The sequence below is a fragment of the Ruegeria sp. YTSC004 genome, assembly GCF_059609805.1.
Genome location: NZ_JBXWMJ010000001.1, coordinates 237282 through 253524 on the forward strand (window position 1 = coordinate 237282; position 16243 = coordinate 253524).

The window sequence follows — 16243 nt, forward strand, 5'->3', positions numbered from 1 at the left end:
ACGCACTAATGTGAGACAGCGTTTTCTTCCAACCGGCAGAAATTCCGCTTTTAAGGTTCAAATGACCCCGCCGTTTTCCTCAAGGTGCCTTTACGGCACTGGAAAAGGCGGCGTTTTGCCGATACAGGTGCGCCAACAAAGGACGCCGGTATGCTGAAAACCCGTATCATTCCCTGTCTGGATGTCGCCGATGGCCGTGTTGTCAAAGGTGTCAATTTCGTTGGCCTGCGTGACGCGGGCGATCCTGTAGAGTCGGCCAAAGCCTATGACGCAGCAGGCGCGGATGAGATCTGTTTTCTGGACATTCACGCCACCCATGAAAACCGTGGCACCATGTTTGATGTGGTTCAACGCACGGCTGAACAGTGTTTTGTTCCGCTGACTGTCGGTGGAGGCGTCCGCACCAAAGACGACGTGCGTGCGCTGCTGTTGGCTGGTGCCGACAAGGTCAGCTTCAACTCGGCCGCTGTCGCCAACCCCGATGTCATCGCCGAAGCTGCAGATCAATTCGGTAGCCAGTGTATTGTCTGCGCCATCGACGCCAAAACCGTCAGCCCGGGCAAATGGGAGATTTTCACCCATGGGGGTCGCAAACCGACCGGCATCGACGCAGTTGAGTTCGCCAAAACCGTTGTCGCCAAAGGGGCCGGCGAGATTCTGTTGACCTCGATGGACCGCGACGGCACCAAAGCCGGGTTCAATCTGCCCCTGACCCGCGCGATCTCAGACGCGGTGGACGTGCCGGTGATTGCCTCGGGCGGCGTAGGCAACCTGGATCATCTGGTCGAAGGTGTGACAGAGGGCGGGGCCAGTGCCGTACTGGCGGCCTCAATCTTCCACTTTGGCGAATACACCATCCGCGAGGCCAAGGAACACATGGCTGCTGCTGGCATCCCCATGAGGCTGACATGAACATCCTGCACGATCTGGCCGCGACGATTGAAGCCCGCAAGGGGGCCGAGCCCGACTCCAGCTGGACCGCAAAGCTACTGGCCAAGGGGCCTGAGAAATGTGCCGAGAAATTCGGGGAAGAGGCTGTTGAGGCCATCATCGAAGCCGTCAAGGGTGACAAAGGTAAACTGACGGCCGAGGCTGCGGATGTCCTCTATCACCTGTTGGTCATGCTGGCCGCGCGGGACGTGGCGCTGGATGACGTTTTGGCCGAGTTGGCCCGACGCCAGGGCACAAGCGGAATCGCGGAAAAGGCATCACGCCCAAAGACCTAAGCGCGGGTTCCGTCCTGCCGCCCTGCCCTGTATAGTCAGGGATCAGTGTGGGACCGACCGAGGAACGCAGGAATGACCAGGGCTCTGGCCAGTGTAATGGCTTTGCTTTCGCTTGTGATGATTACCGCGTGTTCGGCGCCGCCGCGCACGACCGGTGATGAAGTTCAAAGACTGGCAATGGAAATCCGCAGCCTTGGTCCCGACATCGACCCCGAAGAAGCCGACCGCGCAGCCAGCATCGCCTATTCCTATACCGCGCAGTTGGTTCAGGAATACGAAATTACTGACCCGCCGCTGATCCACAATGCCAAGGTCAACAAGGGTCTACGCCCGCGTGGGCTGTGTTGGCATTGGGCCGAGGATATCGAACGTCGACTGAAGCAAGAGAACTTCCAGACCTTGGAATTGCACCGCGCGATAGCAAATGCGGACAATCAGTTCAGAATCGACCACAGCACGGCCATCATCAGCCGCAAGGGTGAGACGATGTATGACGGCGTGGTGCTGGACCCATGGCGGTACGGCGGTGTTCTGTTCTGGTCGCCCTTGGTGGAAGACACCAAGTATGAGTGGGTGCCGCGCAGCGTTGTTCTGGAAAAGCGCCGCCAGGAACAATACGGGGAATTGCTGCCGTATGTCGGCGGCTAACCTTCACAGTCTGGAAGAAATCACTCCGGTCGCGAATCCACCCATGCGCAGCTCACCAAACAGGCGCTGATATTCGATTTTAGGGCAGCGATTCATCACCACATCCACGCCGCGCGCCTGTGCTTTGGCTGCGGCTTCGGGGTGTTCAACGCCGATCTGCATCCAGATCGTGCGTAGGTCGGGAAAAGAAGACAGTGCTTCGTCGACTATTGGCGGAACAGCTTCGGAACGGCGAAAGATGTCAACCATATCGACCGGCTGAGTAATCTCGGACAATGACGCGCGAACGGTCTGCCCGAAAAGTACTTTCCCGGCATGACCTGGGTTCACCGGGATCACCGTGTATCCCTTAAGTGAAAGATACCGCGCGACATAATAGCTGGGCCGCACCGGGTTCATCGAAACGCCCACGACAGCAATCACCTTGGTGCGACGCAGGATGTCTTTCAGGAATGGGTCTGTGTAATTCGGCATGCGGGCACCCTAGACTTGGCGCAGCAAAGAAAAAAGCGCTCAGGTCAAACCTGAGCGCCAGTTGTTGGAACGAGGGACAGTGAAATGACCCGCGGCAGTTCCGTTCCGCGGTCACTGTGACATTTAGGCATAAGTTCAGAGAAAAAAAGAGGGGCGTCGCATTTTTGTGATGACAGCCCGAAGAAGGCGGAAATTCGCCTAGTCTTGATACAGCACCACAGGCCAGTTTTCCTCGGCCATGTGAATGTATTCTGCACGATCTCCGCGCCAGAGCTGCTCAATCTCAGGTGAGTGGGTCAGGTACAGCCGGCCTTCCACCATATCCCAAAGCATCGGATCGGTGCTTTTTAAGATACCTTGCGCCATGGCATAGGCGCAGTAGCCCCCGAACTGAGGGGAAAAGGCGCGAGGATTGCTTTCAAACAGATCGCGATTCTCGGCCGAGGCGAAATGCCACTCGGCCCCTTTCCAGATCACAGAATATTCTGGCAATCCGCGGACCGGCGTTTCCTCAAGAAAATATGAGACAGGGTCGTAGCCGGCCATGACGGCACCGTCCGCCTCATAGAAGACGGGCATGTCCTGTGCTTGGGCGGCAGAAAGAAGGGCAACGGCGGCTATCGCGCCAAGTATGAAACGTTTGATTGGCATCACATGCTCAGGATTACAAATTCAGGGTATCAAAATGCAATCTTTTGTCGCGCGAAACACCCCTATTAACGCGGTTGTGAACGCTCGTGTCGTATTATCCCACGTCAGTCAAAGATATCCTCGACCACATCCCATGCTTCATCAATGACGCGCGCAAAAATCCCCTTTTTCTTCTTTTTCTTTTTGGACTTGTATGCGGTAGCGGTTTTGTAGCTGTCGCGCTTTGGCTTGTCATTGCACAGCTTGCGCTTGGGAACCATCTTGAGGTCATGCAAAGGGGCCCCACAGCTAGAGCAGCTGAGTTCGTGGCGTTGCTTCCCTTTCAGAACCAACGCAGCGCGCGTTCCGCAGTAACAGCAAGTAGCGATTTTGGTCGGGCTGGTAATGGCTCTCTCCTGTCTATCGATGCCTTGAAGCATATAAGGCAATTGCGGCAGCATTTGAGACGTTAAGAGAACCAAACCCACCGGCTGCGTCGATTTTCACCAGTTGATTGACAGTTTCCTTGGTCTTTTGCCGCAGGCCGGGTCCTTCGGCCCCCAGCACCAACGCGACAGGTTGGTCCAGTTTGCCGCCCAACGCCGTCTCGATGGTTTGTTCGGCCTCACCGTCCAGACCCAATACCTGAAAGCCCATGTTCTGCAGCTCGACAATAGTATCCGCCAGATTGCGCACGCGCAGATAGGGCTGACGCTCCAGTGCTCCACTCGCGGTTTTGGCCAGCGCGCCCGTCTCCGGCGCCGAATGGTGCCGCGTACCGATCACGGCACTGGCTCCAAGCACTTCGGCCGAGCGAAGAATCGCCCCGACATTGTGCGGGTCAGTCACGCGGTCCAACAAAATGACTCTCGGATGTTCACGCCCGATGCAGTTTTCGGCCAACCCGCCCCAATCCAGCGGCTTGACCTCAAGCGCAGCCCCCTGATGAACCGAACCGGGATCAATGGGCGCGTTGAACTTGCGCGGGTCGACCATTTCGGCCTCAATCCCTGCAAATTCAATCGCTTCGGCCAGTTTGTCCCGCGCGTTTCGCGTCACGATCAGTTTCAGTTTCTGCCGGTTCGGGTTCATCAAAGCATCCCGAACGGCATGCAAACCGAACAGCCAAACGGTTTCAGACGCCGCAGCTTTGCGCGCCTGTTCCTTTTCAACGACCCACTTGGGTTTCTTCATTTCTTGGGCCTCCGGGCCGGGAATTCGGTTTCCTGCGTCAAAGCCAAATTTTCCTGTTGACGCTTCTTCAAGGCGCTAGTAATCACGCCTCCACGTCAGGTGCAACGCCTGACAGTGGGCGACAGGCCGCAAGGTGTGGCAGGGGACTGTAACTCCCTCGCGGAGACGCACGCCTGGTTCGATTCCAGGGTCGCCCACCACTTTCCAATCACATGCAGATCACTCAATCCAAGCACTTTCGTTTGCGCTGGCCTTCGATTGCGCGGCTCTGTTGCAAATTGTTGACATCGGCGGGACGCTGCGCGACGGATCAGCGGTCTTGCCACTGGAAGTGCAAATCGCCTCCGGTTAATCTGATCGCAAACAACGAACAGCAGGATACCCAGCGAAGTCAGGGCTTTGCGGATCCATCCGATGTGGAGAGCAAATGCTACAGGCAATACGTGAAGCGCAGGAAATCGGCATTCCGTTCGATGATGTTTTTCCCCATCAATACGCAGTCAGATCGGACAATGTGGCAGCGCCCGAAGGTTGGAATACAGTTGAGTTCGCCCCGTTCAAAATTCATCACAGTCCTCGGCTAAACGTTGCGCAACCCGATTGCGCCGACGCCAGCCTACAGCTGTTGATTCTGGGGATCGCGGTCGACACCGGAACGGTTATAGCAGACGATACACAGGTCGATCTTGGTGCCAGCCCGACTTGGCGCGATCTGGAAGACTGGCTTGAAAACCTGGCAGGGCGCTTTGTCATATTCAGCAGGCTCGGGCGCGAACAAAGGCTATATTTCGATCCCACACTGGAATTGTCCTGTTTCTATGACCCGAAGACGGGCCTAATCGGCTCATCACCTTTCATGGCGCTGGACCGACCCATTGAACCAGGTCGGTATATCCGGGTCGAGGACGTCATGTCTGGGGCAACCAACTTTTCACTGGGCATCACTGGTGATCGCGATTTGCGGCTGGCGCGGCCAAATCACGCTCTTACCCTTGCCCGGTATCAGCAATACCGCCATTGGCCCCGGTCGGACGCACCGTTTACCGCAGATGTAGATATTGACACTGTTGCATCAGAAATAGTGACGCGTCTCGGGGCGACAGTTGGTGCGCTTGCGGGATCCTTTCGGGCCGCCATTCCGATTACAGGTGGGTATGACAGCCGGGCACTGGTCGCGTCGGCCAAGGAGCACCTTGAACATGTCAGTGCGTTTTATACGCACCGGATTAACTATCTGTCATCTCTGGATTGTCTGCTTGCCCAGAAAATTGGACAGAAACTTGGATTCGAACCCGATTTGATTGACGGCATGAAGTTGACCGAAAAACGTGACCCCTCGGATGCACCCAGCTTAGAGGAGAAACTATTCGGCCTACGCACGGGCGGGCACACGTCGACGATGGGGTATCGTGAACTGGCGGCACACGAATTCCTGCCTGATGCCGAGATTTCGATGCGTGGAAATGTCATGGACATGAACCGTGCAAATCAGTGGAAAGGGCAGGATGCGTTTCGATTTCCACATCTGGTGCGGCGCCTGCGCTTAAGGGCGCTTGAAGGCATTCCACCCGCTGTCTATTGGCAACGTGAGGTGATGACTTGGCTTGACACACTGCCACCGGAAACGCACCGCTACGCGTTTGACCTATCATTTCTTGAGAACATCCTTCCAAACACAATGGGTGCCGGGCTGAATGGGATGCCGCGTCACTTTACGCTCAATCCGTTCAATGACAGATATCTAATCTCACGCAGTATGAGCATTACTCCTGCCCTGCGCAGGAACGGAGATTTGAACGCGGCGATCTTGCGTCAGTCGGTGCCCGAACTGGCCGAGCTTCCTTACAACCAAGAAATCAAACGCGACCCCGAGGCGCGCCGTGCCGCCGAAGCCCTGTTTGCAGATTAACCGACGCCTAGTTAGGCAGGCATGGCCATTCACTAACCACCTGCCCGCCTCGGACGGCCAGAATGGTGCCGAACTGATTCAGCACAGCCTCGCTTTGATCAGGGCGCAGCAGTGCGATGTCGCCCGGCGATACGTCTGCCGAACGTGGACCTGTCCACACTTCCTGATTGCTTGAACGGCCAAAGACCGCTGAGTAGCCAAACGCTGCTGGGAAAACCGGCTGGGCAAGGAAGTGGCCGCCAAAGATCGCAATATCCGTTTTTTGTCGCGGCAAGAACTCCAGACCCGGCAATGCGTTTCCCGGCATTACTTTCAGAACTGGTGTCGCAATGAACGCGGCTGGGTCAAACGCCTGCGTCGTGGCGTGGTCAAAATCGCCGGGCTTTACCAGGACCGAGCCGAATGCCACCTCATTCGCAGAACCCTCGGCAAGGTAGGATTGAAAGGTCAGGCTGCCGCCTGTGTTCAGACACAACCCATCCTCGTCACGCGGCAAAGCGGCGATGGCTGTGTTGAACGCATCTGCACTGGCCCGAACCGCTCGGTTGCGCAGAATGCCGGGCAGTTTCGCCAAATGCGCCTCGTACCCCATGACCCCGGCAAGCTGCCCGTATGGGTGCGCCATTATTTGTTGGGCAAGTTCTGGGACATTCTGAGAATTTAGCCCGCCACGGTGCAGGCCGATATCCAGTTCCAAAGACAAACGCAGTGATGTCTGGCGATCTGAAGCCAACGCCAAATATTCCCCAAGCCGAGCTGGTGTGTCGATCAACCATTGAACGCGCCTTGCCGCGTCGTGATTGGTGGTCAGAAGCCTTGCAGCCGTACTGACAGGCAGGGGCTTCCCGATCAGATGGTCCGTATCGGGCTCGGCCGTCAAAAGCGCCTGCAACATCGGTTCGGAAAACGTCATCAGGCCAGAGGTCGAGATGCGCTCGCGAATGAAATCCAACAAAGGAAGGCAGGGCAGAGACTTGGCGACCAGCCTGCGGGCCAGCCCAGCGTCAGCAGCCCTTTTCGCGACAACACAATTGGCGTCCAACAAGTCTAAGTCCACTACGACGACGGGCTTGTCGACCCCGTGTGATCGCAGAACATCTGACAGGGCTTTCAGGGCTGCTGCATTCATGGTCGAAACAACCGAGCAAGCGCGGGGGTCAAAAACTTACCCTGTGGATCGAGCCGTTCGCGCAGCGCACAAAACCGATCAAAATCCGGATACATTGCGGACAGGTCTTTGTAAGCCAAATTGTGCATCTTACCCCAATGAGGGCGGCCCCCTGCTTCGACAAATAGCGGCTCAATGGCTTCGAAATACCGTTTATGATCCTCGGCTGCGTCGGCGTGAATAGCGATGGAAATGCGCGGCCCACCCTGGAACGGAGACAGACAGGCCGTGTCGCCAGCAGTCTGGCGCACTTCGATCGGAAAGTAGATGTCCTTGTGGTCGCGATGTAGGCGCGTCAGAACCTCTTGCAGAACATCCCCAGCCACATCTGGCGGCAGATGGAATTCCATTTCCTTGAAACGAATATGCCGGTCGCTACACAAAACCCGCCAGCTTTCGCCGATATAATCCTCGTCCGACTGCGCAAGCGTCAGTAGCTTGAGTATCGCACTGCGCAACCCTTCGCTGATCCGCCCCGCGCTGCGCGCAAGTTTCAGTACCTTTACAGCAATCATATCCAAATCGCGCGGTGCTTTGCTTTCGGCTGCATCCGTGATGGCGTGACGAAGTTCGACAGTCTTTCCGGTAAACGGGATGCAGAAGAATTCGAAATTCCGGTTCTCTGCCCATTTCTCGTGCATCGTGGCCAGACTTTCCTCGACCGAGGCAAGCTGAACCTGACGACGTAAGTTGTACTTTGGCACGACCGAAATCTGCGCTTCGGTCAGAACGCCTAGCATCCCCAAACTGACCTGTACCATCTCAAGCGGGATATCATCCGTGGTCAGAATATCGCCGCTTGCCCCGACCATTCGGGCCGCCGTGACTTCTGCCGCAAGGCACGGCAAGTCCCGCCCGGTCCCATGGGTCGCCGTCGACACCGCGCCGGCCAGTGATTGTGCGTTGATATCTCCAAGGTTACGGAACGCCAGCCCCCTGTCCGCCAGCGTCGGTGACAAATCTCGCAACCGCGCATTGGCGTTGACCCACACCCGATCCTGCCGGGCATCGCCAGGTGTTGATAGATCCAAATCAGACAAGTCCACGATCCGGTCACCACCGGCTACGATTGGCGTAAAGGAATGCCCCGCACCCAAGACCCGCAGGCTTTGGGGTCGCGCGATCTCATTTTGCAGTTCAGCAATCGACGTCGGGCGCGCTATTGGCGTATCCGTGCGCTGGTTTCCGGCCCAGTTGGTCCACATGCACTGTCTCCTCCGAGAGAAAGGATTGCAGCACATGCGACACGAAACAAGTCAGGAAAACAGAAGCTTACCCAACGGGAGCTTTGTCAGGCCGCGGCCTCACGTTGCGCAGTGACTCGGTCGAACCATGCGATGATGCTTTCAGAATCAGGTTCGATCTGTTCAGCAGCACCACCTGTGAACGCGTCGAATTTTTCCTTGTTCAGACCATTCACACCGACAAGGACGGGAACATCCTGCGCCAGTGCTTCGGCGATCACCGGGCGGAATCCGCGCCCGTCAGCCTCATGTTTTCCGAACTTGTTGATGATCAGCAATTGCGGCGCGTCGGCCAGCGTAGAGGTCACATATCCGACGGCCTGTTCCAGCGCGGCAGGATCCAGACGACAACCACGTGACTGCTCACCAAGGGATTGCGAGATACGGATCGTCTCACCCTCGGGCAGAACGCGAACATCCATGTCACATTTGCTGCTATCCGCGCATTCGGTGTTGGTTTGAACCACACCCGCAAGGCTCGCGCCTTTGGCGAGCAGGTGTTCGGCAACCGCACTTAACAGGCGGTCGGTTGCGCCGCGGTCGGTGGTAGTAACATAGGCCAGATGCATCCAAGGACCCCTTAGTACAGATTTGTAACGTTCCAGATAGCACGCAAGGTCCTGCGCGACCACTCTCTTGGATCACGGTAATGGCGATAATCCGATCACAGGCGCGTGCAAATGAAGCAATGCCATGAAGATCGCAATTGCAACCAGCCAGACCCAAGGGCGCGGCCACGGTTGTGGTACGCGCAGCGACAGGCGGGCCGTGTTGCGGGACAACCGGGTCCATTCCATACCCAAGTCGCGTTGTTTGCGGCGGTCGATCAGTGCCATGCCGAATGTCGAAAAGCCTGCAAAAAGCCCGAACAGGATCACGTGTGACAGGCTGCCATTGGCCAGCAGATGAGCCCCCGCCCACAGCATCAAAGCCGCAAGAACAGGGTGGCGAGTGGACCGCAAGATGCCCGGTTTTTCGGGATCGAATGTACAATGCCCCATCCCGCCAAATGAGAACGGGTTTTGGATCGATATGCCCGCGACAGCCAGCCAGCACACGATTGGCATCACCAAGAGTGGCGCCCAGCGAAAGATGACAAGCGGCGGGATGACCTCAACATATGGCGCTTGCGCTGCGGCGACGATCAGCCATGCCAGCACCAGAAGGGAAAGTGCGGAATATGCCGCAAAATAACCCTTGCGCCCTAGTGTTTCGATCAGTCGACTGCGAACACCCGGCCTCACCGGGATGGCGTGGCTGAGAAGAAAGGTGATCAGTGCTGCAAGAAAGAAGGCCCAACTGGTCATAGTATTCTCCGAACGTGTTACGCGCGGTCTACGCCCCGAACGCTGTCCGGTCTTTGTCCAAGATCAAACGCGGGGTAGAAGGGGCGGACGCGCCGCCCCTGCCCCAATTTACAGCCCCAGCGCTTTGCGCCGTTCTTCGGCAAAGCCCTGTACGATACGGTCGGCAACAAGCGCCAGAATCGCCATAGCAGCACCGGCCGAGATGCCCAGACCCACATCCGCTTGCCCCAGTGCAAGATAGATCGACTGCCCCAGACCGGTGGTCCCGATCAGTGCCGCGATCACCAGCATTGCAAAGGCATAAAGGATGGTCTGGTTCAACCCCAGCAGGATCGTCGGCGCAGCATACGGCGCGCGCACGTCGCGCATGATCTGCCACTCGGTCGCACCGCTCGAGATTGCGGCCTCCATCATCTCTTCTGGAGTGTTGACCAGCCCGTGACGCGTGTAGCGGATCATCGGGACGATGGCGTAAGCACAGATGGCCAGAAAGGCCGAGAACTCGCCAATCTGGAACACCATCAGCACGGGGATCAGGAACACGAATAGCGGGATCGTCTGCAGCATGTCGCAAATTGGACGAACAACCTTCCAGACCGGCGCCCATACCGCACTGGCCAGTCCGATCAAGCCGCCTGCCACGGCGCAGGAAAACACCGCAGCACCGCTGAGGTAAAGCGACAGCAAGGCGCGCTCCCAAAGACCGGAGACAAGGATGGTACACAGCAACCCCACCGAAAGCGCCGCCAGACGCCAGCCGCCCGCGACATAGCTGAGCGCGGCAGCGCCAGTAAGAACGAAAGGCCATGGCAGGTTTGCAATACCAGTTTCCAACATTCCGATCAGGATCAGCACGATCAAACCGCCTGTCAGGTGACCGCGCCATGCCATCAGTGCGGCGATGACACCCCCAACGATAAACAGGCGTTCGCTCATTTCAGGCGTCCATTGGAACCCCCATGTGAAGGGCAAAACCGCCTGATCAAGACCGATCCGCAGTGGCAACAGAACATAGAACAATGAGTTGTTCTTGAGCGCATCCAGCCAAGGACCATTTGCCTGCGTGAACGCGGTCAGACCGCTATCGACAGCCTCGGCCATAGGATCCAGCAAGGTCAGTTCGGACGGGTTCGGCAGCCATGCCCAGAAGGCGACGGTGAAAAGGGCCGTAAAGCCCAAGACCGCCCAGACAACGCGTGGATCATAGCGCTTACGCTCGGTCGCCAGCGTGCCGCTCATCCGGTCGATCACCACAGCAAAGACCACGATGACGAGACCGGCCATCAGCGACTCACCAAACTGAGCCTTGCGCATGGTCAGAAGAACTTCCCAGCCGATGTCGTTGAACCCGCCGATAACGGCAGCGATGATGACCATTGAAAGGGCAGCCATCAGGCATTGGTTTACGCCCACCATGATCTGCGTCGCCGCTGCGGGGATTTCGACCTGAAATAACTGCTGAAACCGCGTGCCGCCGGACATAATGGCGGCCTCTTTGATTTCGGGTTCGACCCGTTCCAGACCCAGCATCACGTTGCGCGCCATTGGCGGGGCCGCATAGATGGCCGAGGCAATCAGACCTACAACCGGGCCAAAGCCGAATAGCAGCAATAGCGGGGTCAAATAGGCAAATGTCGGAACCGTTTGCATCACGTCCAAAACCGCCTGAACAAAGGACCTGACGCGCGGCACCTCGTTGGCAAGGATGCCGATGGCACCGCCCACGATCAGCGCGACAGGAACCGAAACAGCGACCAGAGCCAGCGTATTCATACTCTCGGCCCAGTAGCCTGAGGCCAGCACAAAACTCAGGCCAAAGAATCCCAGCGCCGCCATCGGCAAACCGCCCAGAAACCAACCCAGCGCCGTTACCAGACCGATGAGAATGGGCCATGGTGTATTACCTAATACGAAATTGGCCCCGTTCATGGGATATGCCATCAGGTCGGAGAACAACCGCATCGCCGGTTTGATACCGTTCAGAAACCAGTCCAGAAACGCGCCGACCCATTGCGTGGCGGGCAGTTCCCAAGTGGCGGGCCACTTGACCAACCAAGGCGCAACGCCCTCTAACGCAAGACAAATCGCACCAACGATAGCAGTGATCAAAGCCGCCTTTGCGCCTACCGAAAGACGCAATGCGTGTTGCCTCGGAGTATCCGTGACGGCGGTCATGTTTCTTCCACCTGCAAGGCGGCGGCCAGATCCGAGGGGTGGACTGTCCCGACAATGTTGCCGTTTTCATCTCGCACAGGAACGGGCTCATAAAGCTCCATGCAATGCGCCAACGCGGCGTCTAGCGTCATCGAGGTTGTCAGGCCAGGATCATCCGGGCCACGTTCAGACTCGTCCCGCATGACCGAGGCAACTTTGGCGTGCTGACCCTTGGCCACGTCTTTCGAGAATTCGCGCACGTAATCATCGACAGGGCGCAATACGATATCCGTCGGCGTTCCAATCTGGACGATCTTGCCATCGCGCATGATGGCGATGCGGTCGGCCAGTTTCAGTGCTTCTTGGATATCGTGAGTAATAAACACGATGGATTTCTTCAGCGTCGCCTGAATGCGCAGGAATTCGTCCTGCAGCTGACGGCGGATCAATGGATCAAGGGCCGAGAACGGCTCGTCCAGAAACCAGATGTCCGGGTTCACCGCCAAAGACCGTGCAATTCCCACGCGCTGACGCTGACCACCGGAAAGCTGACGCGGGTAGCTGTCCTCGCGGCCCTCCAGCCCGACCAAAGTGATGACCTCTTGTGCGCGAGCCATTCGTTCCTTTTTGCCGACGCCCGATACGCGCAGTGGATAGGCCACGTTGTCCGCAACGGTCATGTGTGGAAACAGGCCAAAATGCTGGAACACCATGCCCAACTTCTTGCGCCGCAATTCGGTCAGCGCTTTCTTCGACGCACCGATGACGTTTTCGCCGTCGACACGGATTTCGCCCCCCGTGCCCGGCAACAATTGCGAGATACAGCGGATCAGTGTGGACTTGCCCGACCCAGACAGGCCCATGATGACGAACAGCTCGCCCTCTTTGACTTCAAAATTTGCGTCCTGAACGGCCGGGATGAACCCGTGTTCGCGCAGATCGGCGGCGGCTTGGTCTGCATCATTCCCTGACCGAGACAGCGCGTCGGTCAGGGCTTTGTCTGCGCCTTGACCAAAAACCTGCCAGAGATTCTGGCAGGTAATGGCTGGCGTATTCGCGTCAGTCACTTATGCGAACTCACTGCGTTGCCGCGTCAACAACCGGACGCCATTTGTCTTCGTTCGCAGCCATCCATTCGGCGACAACTTCTTCGACTTTACCGCCGTCAACGTCGATCGCGCCCATCATCGGCTGCTGGTCCTCGACCGCCAATTGATAGTTGGACAGGATTTCATAGGCCGCGGGCCATTTTTCTTCCATCCCGTTCCAGCTGGCTTTGAAGATGCGCGAGGGCGAGAAATCGCAGTCGTTCACGGCGTTCGGGTTCGGTCCCCATGCCGGATCGTTAAAGCAGGCTTCTTCACCGGCAGGCAATTCAACGAACTGAACGTCATAGGCCGACATCGCCCAATGCGGCTGCCAGAAAGTGATCAGCAGCGGCGACTTGCGCTCGGTCGAGGCGCGCAATTCTGCGATCAGAGCACCTTCGGAACCGGCAGGCACAGCTTTGAACGGCAGTTCAAGACCGGTCATACGGTCGGCGCCGGGCGTACCCCAATCAGCAGGATAGTCGACCAGACGACCACCGGGCAGAGTTTCAGCGGTCGCGAAGACCTGCGCGCAATCCTTCAGCGCTTCCCATGCCGGCAGACCGGGGCACAGATCGGCCACGTGTGCCGGATAAGCGATGCCTTCCTTGGCATCCAGACCCAGATCGCCGATCTCGACGACGGTGCCTTCGTCAATTTTCTTAGCATATTCGTCCGAGACGTTGGACGACCAGATTTCCAGCGTCGCAGTGATGTCGCCATCCGCGATTGCTTGGAATTGGTTCATCATACCAGCGGTCACATATTCGACGTTGTAACCCGCGGCTTTCAGCATCTCACCCGCCACTTGGGTCGTTACGTGCTGACCGGTCCATTCGTTGATCGCCAGTTTAATCGGCTCGTCCACAGCCCCCATATCGGCGGCGTAAGCGGAACCGGCTACCATCATAGCCAACAGGCTGACACTGAGTTTTTTCATCGACATTCTCCCTGTCTTTTTTTGTTTTTCGTCCACCTCAGCGCACAGGTGCGCGCCGGAAGGTTGAACAGACGACAATACCATGTCGCAACATGCACAAAATTAGCCGCAAAAGGGAAGTGAACACTTTGAACAAAGGCGGAATTTTTCGCCTTGTACTAAGCTGCAAGTCCCCACCCGCTGCGTTGTACTGATCGCGCGCGTTTTTGCTTAACACAAATATTTGGCGCAGGTCTTTGATTGACGAGTCAATCACAAACCCGAATCCCCTGTTTTGTCGAGTATTTCTTTTCCCGATGTTCGATTTTTCTGCATTTTTCGATTTCAGACGCACCAAATGTCCAAAATTTCACTCTCTTTGAGACCTTGCAACGAAGCGATCAACAAGCAACTTTATCGGTGGAGGACATGATTGATGCATCATTTCGATGAAATTTTTGTAATGGCTACCAATCGCCATGGTGGCCCGGATGCGTTGAATGAAAAGTTGAGCAAACCCAAAAGTCTGGCCGAGCTTGCTGAGATTCCCGAAGATCGCTGGCTTTCGATTATCACCAAATCCATCTTTCAGGCAGGGTTCAACTGGAAGGTCATCGAAAACAAGTGGGACGGGTTTGAAATCGCCTTTGACGGTTTCGATGTCGGACGCTGCGCCTTCATGGACGATGAGAAATTCGACGCCTTGCTGCAGGATACCCGCATTGTGCGCAACGGAACCAAGATCGCGACTGTTCGTGACAATGCCGCATTTTTGCTGGAGCTTCGTGACGAAGGCGGTGCGGGTCAGGTTCTTGGGGGTTGGCCATCGGACGACTTTGTCGGGCTGCTAGCGATGCTGGGCAAGCGAGGGTCGCGTCTGGGTGGGGCTTCGGCGCAATACGCCATGCGATTTGCAGGGCGCGACAGCTTTATCCTCTCGCAAGACGTCACCGCGCGATTGATTGCCGAAGGCGTGGTCGACAAGGCCCCAACATCAAAAAAGGCGATGGCTGCGGTGCAAGAGGCCTTTAATACATGGATGAAACAATCCGGCCGATCGCTGTCCGAAATCAGCAGGGTTTTGGCAATGAGCCTGTGAAAACGGGTTGCAGCGCGGGCACTTCGCATTAGGCTTTGATTATGGCCTTTCGTATTTTGATGACGCTATTAATTTTGCTTGCTGCCTGTGGTCGCCCTTTGACGGATCAGGAACGCGCATTTGCAAGTGTCGTTCAAGGCGACACGCTGGATTTGGATCGCGTGCGACTTGTCGAAGGTGCGCCGGTAACGCCGATCACGTTTTACCGCAAGGACCGGCCGCGCTTGGCCTGTCGGGAACGTATCCTGCCACCAACCGAAGAAGGTGTCGTCACCGCGAAACCCGCCGCTGTTGCGTTGTTCAATAAGGTCTATTTTAACAAGGACTGGTACCTTGAGGACTATATGTCCGATTTCCCGGAACAGATGGACCTTATTGCCGGGATGTTGCTTGCACACGAACTGACCCACGTCTGGCAATGGCAGAACCGCCAGTCCACTGGTTACCACCCCCTGCGAGCCGCCGCCGAACATGGCGGAAGCAAGGACCCGTACTTGTTCGACCTGCAGACATCGCCTGATTTTTTATCCTATGGATTCGAACAACAGGGGGCGATCGTCGAGGAATACGTCTGCTGCCGGGCATTGGACCCTACCGCACCGCGGACCCAGCGCCTGCATGACATGTTGGGCGCGCATTTCGACTTGTCACCGCTGCCTGGCGCGCAACGCGAGCGTGCCGTTGTCATTCCGTGGAGCGGAGCGAAGGTCGAAGGGATCTGCCGCGAAGGCTAAGCCTTATTGCAGCGTCTCCAGATATGCCACCAGATCCACAATCGGCTGACTGGTCAGGATAGGCTGACCGTCTGGGGTTTTCATCGTGGTATCCTGCCCGTCGAAATAGGGACCGTAAACCGGCATCGGGCTGCCATGACTTACCAAGGGATCACGCCCGTCGATACGCGCCACAACGCTGGCTGTTGGGAACATTCCATCCCCGGATGCCAGCTGTGTCAGATCAGTCGGCTGGATCACCAACACACCAGCCATTGGCCCCTGCCCGGTCGCATCGATCCCATGACAAGTCGCACAATAATGCTGATAGAGTTCGGCACCGGTTTCAACGTTCTGCGCTATGGCCTGAGACGCCAACGCAGCAACACTCGCGCAAACGGCCCTGAACATCGGTCTGATCATCGCATCCTCCTGTCACGATTGACATTTGCAGGCTTGCCCGCCGGGCG

Annotated in this window: 18 protein-coding genes and 1 tRNA gene; 7 read left to right on the top strand and 12 right to left on the bottom strand. The window is 57.0% G+C overall.

Going from position 1 to position 16243, the window contains the following annotated elements; genetic code table 11:
• The first annotated feature begins 150 nt into the window (after positions 1 to 150).
• From hisF to AC2FFP_RS01180, 3 genes are all read left to right on the top strand, one after another.
• Complete coding sequence (gene hisF / locus AC2FFP_RS01170; RefSeq protein ID WP_170383233.1) at positions 151 to 912, top strand: imidazole glycerol phosphate synthase subunit HisF; 762 nt, start codon at positions 151 to 153, stop codon at positions 910 to 912.
• On the top strand, positions 909 to 1226 hold the full coding sequence (locus AC2FFP_RS01175; protein ID WP_496767932.1) for a phosphoribosyl-ATP diphosphatase: 318 nt from the start codon (positions 909 to 911) through the stop codon (positions 1224 to 1226). The genes hisF and AC2FFP_RS01175 overlap by 4 nt, the downstream gene beginning before the upstream one ends.
• 72 nt (positions 1227 to 1298) lie before the next feature.
• Entirely contained in the window at positions 1299 to 1874 is a 576-nt protein-coding gene (locus tag AC2FFP_RS01180; protein WP_496767930.1) for a hypothetical protein, read from the top strand.
• Between the two features lie 3 nt (positions 1875 to 1877).
• Here the strand turns inward: AC2FFP_RS01180 and AC2FFP_RS01185 are convergent, their stop codons facing one another.
• The 4 genes from AC2FFP_RS01185 to rlmB all read right to left on the bottom strand — a co-directional run bounded on the left by AC2FFP_RS01185 (position 1878) and on the right by rlmB (position 4172).
• Positions 1878 to 2348, bottom strand: coding sequence for a CoA-binding protein (locus tag AC2FFP_RS01185; RefSeq protein WP_496767929.1), 471 nt, complete (start codon positions 2346 to 2348; stop codon positions 1878 to 1880).
• 198 nt (positions 2349 to 2546) lie between these two features.
• Positions 2547 to 2999: a YHS domain-containing (seleno)protein gene (locus AC2FFP_RS01190; RefSeq protein WP_282151636.1), complete on the bottom strand. Its 453-nt coding sequence runs from the start codon at positions 2997 to 2999 to the stop codon at positions 2547 to 2549.
• 104 nt (positions 3000 to 3103) lie between these two features.
• Positions 3104 to 3418 carry a hypothetical protein gene (locus tag AC2FFP_RS01195; RefSeq protein ID WP_496768104.1) on the bottom strand — a complete coding sequence of 105 codons (315 nt, stop codon included), beginning with the start codon at positions 3416 to 3418 and terminating at the stop codon, positions 3104 to 3106.
• Positions 3399 to 4172, bottom strand: coding sequence for a 23S rRNA (guanosine(2251)-2'-O)-methyltransferase RlmB (rlmB, locus tag AC2FFP_RS01200; protein WP_496767927.1), 774 nt, complete (start codon positions 4170 to 4172; stop codon positions 3399 to 3401). Before rlmB ends, AC2FFP_RS01195 begins: the two co-directional genes overlap by 20 nt.
• Before the next feature lie 116 nt (positions 4173 to 4288).
• On the opposite strand from rlmB, the gene AC2FFP_RS01205 reads away from it, so the two are divergent.
• A tRNA-Tyr gene (locus tag AC2FFP_RS01205) sits at positions 4289 to 4372 on the top strand.
• A gap of 227 nt (positions 4373 to 4599) precedes the next feature.
• Entirely contained in the window at positions 4600 to 6081 is a 1482-nt protein-coding gene (locus AC2FFP_RS01210) for a hypothetical protein (protein WP_496880631.1), read from the top strand.
• Between the two features lie 7 nt (positions 6082 to 6088).
• Here AC2FFP_RS01210 and AC2FFP_RS01215 read toward each other — a convergent pair whose 3' ends face one another.
• The 7 genes from AC2FFP_RS01215 to AC2FFP_RS01245 all read right to left on the bottom strand — a co-directional run bounded on the left by AC2FFP_RS01215 (position 6089) and on the right by AC2FFP_RS01245 (position 13982).
• Complete coding sequence (locus AC2FFP_RS01215) at positions 6089 to 7210, bottom strand: alanine racemase (RefSeq protein ID WP_496880632.1); 1122 nt, start codon at positions 7208 to 7210, stop codon at positions 6089 to 6091.
• Positions 7207 to 8454 carry a D-arabinono-1,4-lactone oxidase gene (locus AC2FFP_RS01220; RefSeq protein ID WP_496843556.1) on the bottom strand — a complete coding sequence of 416 codons (1248 nt, stop codon included), beginning with the start codon at positions 8452 to 8454 and terminating at the stop codon, positions 7207 to 7209. Before AC2FFP_RS01220 ends, AC2FFP_RS01215 begins: the two co-directional genes overlap by 4 nt.
• Before the next feature lie 86 nt (positions 8455 to 8540).
• The gene (locus AC2FFP_RS01225; protein WP_496767920.1) at positions 8541 to 9062 is read right to left on the bottom strand and encodes a DUF2478 domain-containing protein; all 522 of its coding nucleotides are present in this window, start codon (positions 9060 to 9062) and stop codon (positions 8541 to 8543) included.
• A 72-nt stretch (positions 9063 to 9134) separates the two neighbouring features.
• Positions 9135 to 9800, bottom strand: coding sequence for an NnrU family protein (locus AC2FFP_RS01230; protein WP_496724334.1), 666 nt, complete (start codon positions 9798 to 9800; stop codon positions 9135 to 9137).
• A 108-nt stretch (positions 9801 to 9908) separates the two neighbouring features.
• Entirely contained in the window at positions 9909 to 11975 is a 2067-nt protein-coding gene (locus tag AC2FFP_RS01235; protein ID WP_496880633.1) for an ABC transporter permease, read from the bottom strand.
• Complete coding sequence (locus tag AC2FFP_RS01240; protein WP_496880634.1) at positions 11972 to 13021, bottom strand: quaternary amine ABC transporter ATP-binding protein; 1050 nt, start codon at positions 13019 to 13021, stop codon at positions 11972 to 11974. Before AC2FFP_RS01240 ends, AC2FFP_RS01235 begins: the two co-directional genes overlap by 4 nt.
• A 10-nt stretch (positions 13022 to 13031) precedes the next feature.
• Positions 13032 to 13982 carry an ABC transporter substrate-binding protein gene (locus tag AC2FFP_RS01245; protein WP_058275748.1) on the bottom strand — a complete coding sequence of 317 codons (951 nt, stop codon included), beginning with the start codon at positions 13980 to 13982 and terminating at the stop codon, positions 13032 to 13034.
• A gap of 415 nt (positions 13983 to 14397) precedes the next feature.
• Here AC2FFP_RS01245 and AC2FFP_RS01250 point away from each other — a divergent pair, with 415 nt between their 5' ends.
• Positions 14398 to 15060 (top strand): DNA-3-methyladenine glycosylase I, encoded by a 663-nt coding sequence (locus tag AC2FFP_RS01250; RefSeq protein ID WP_496880635.1) that lies wholly within the window; start codon positions 14398 to 14400, stop codon positions 15058 to 15060.
• A 59-nt stretch (positions 15061 to 15119) separates the two neighbouring features.
• Positions 15120 to 15794, top strand: a complete 675-nt coding sequence (locus tag AC2FFP_RS01255; RefSeq protein ID WP_496880636.1) for a hypothetical protein — start codon at positions 15120 to 15122, stop codon at positions 15792 to 15794.
• Between the two features lie 3 nt (positions 15795 to 15797).
• On the opposite strand, the gene AC2FFP_RS01260 is transcribed toward AC2FFP_RS01255, so the two are convergent.
• On the bottom strand, positions 15798 to 16196 hold the full coding sequence (locus AC2FFP_RS01260; protein ID WP_496767907.1) for a c-type cytochrome: 399 nt from the start codon (positions 16194 to 16196) through the stop codon (positions 15798 to 15800).
• Positions 16197 to 16243 lie beyond the last annotated feature (47 nt).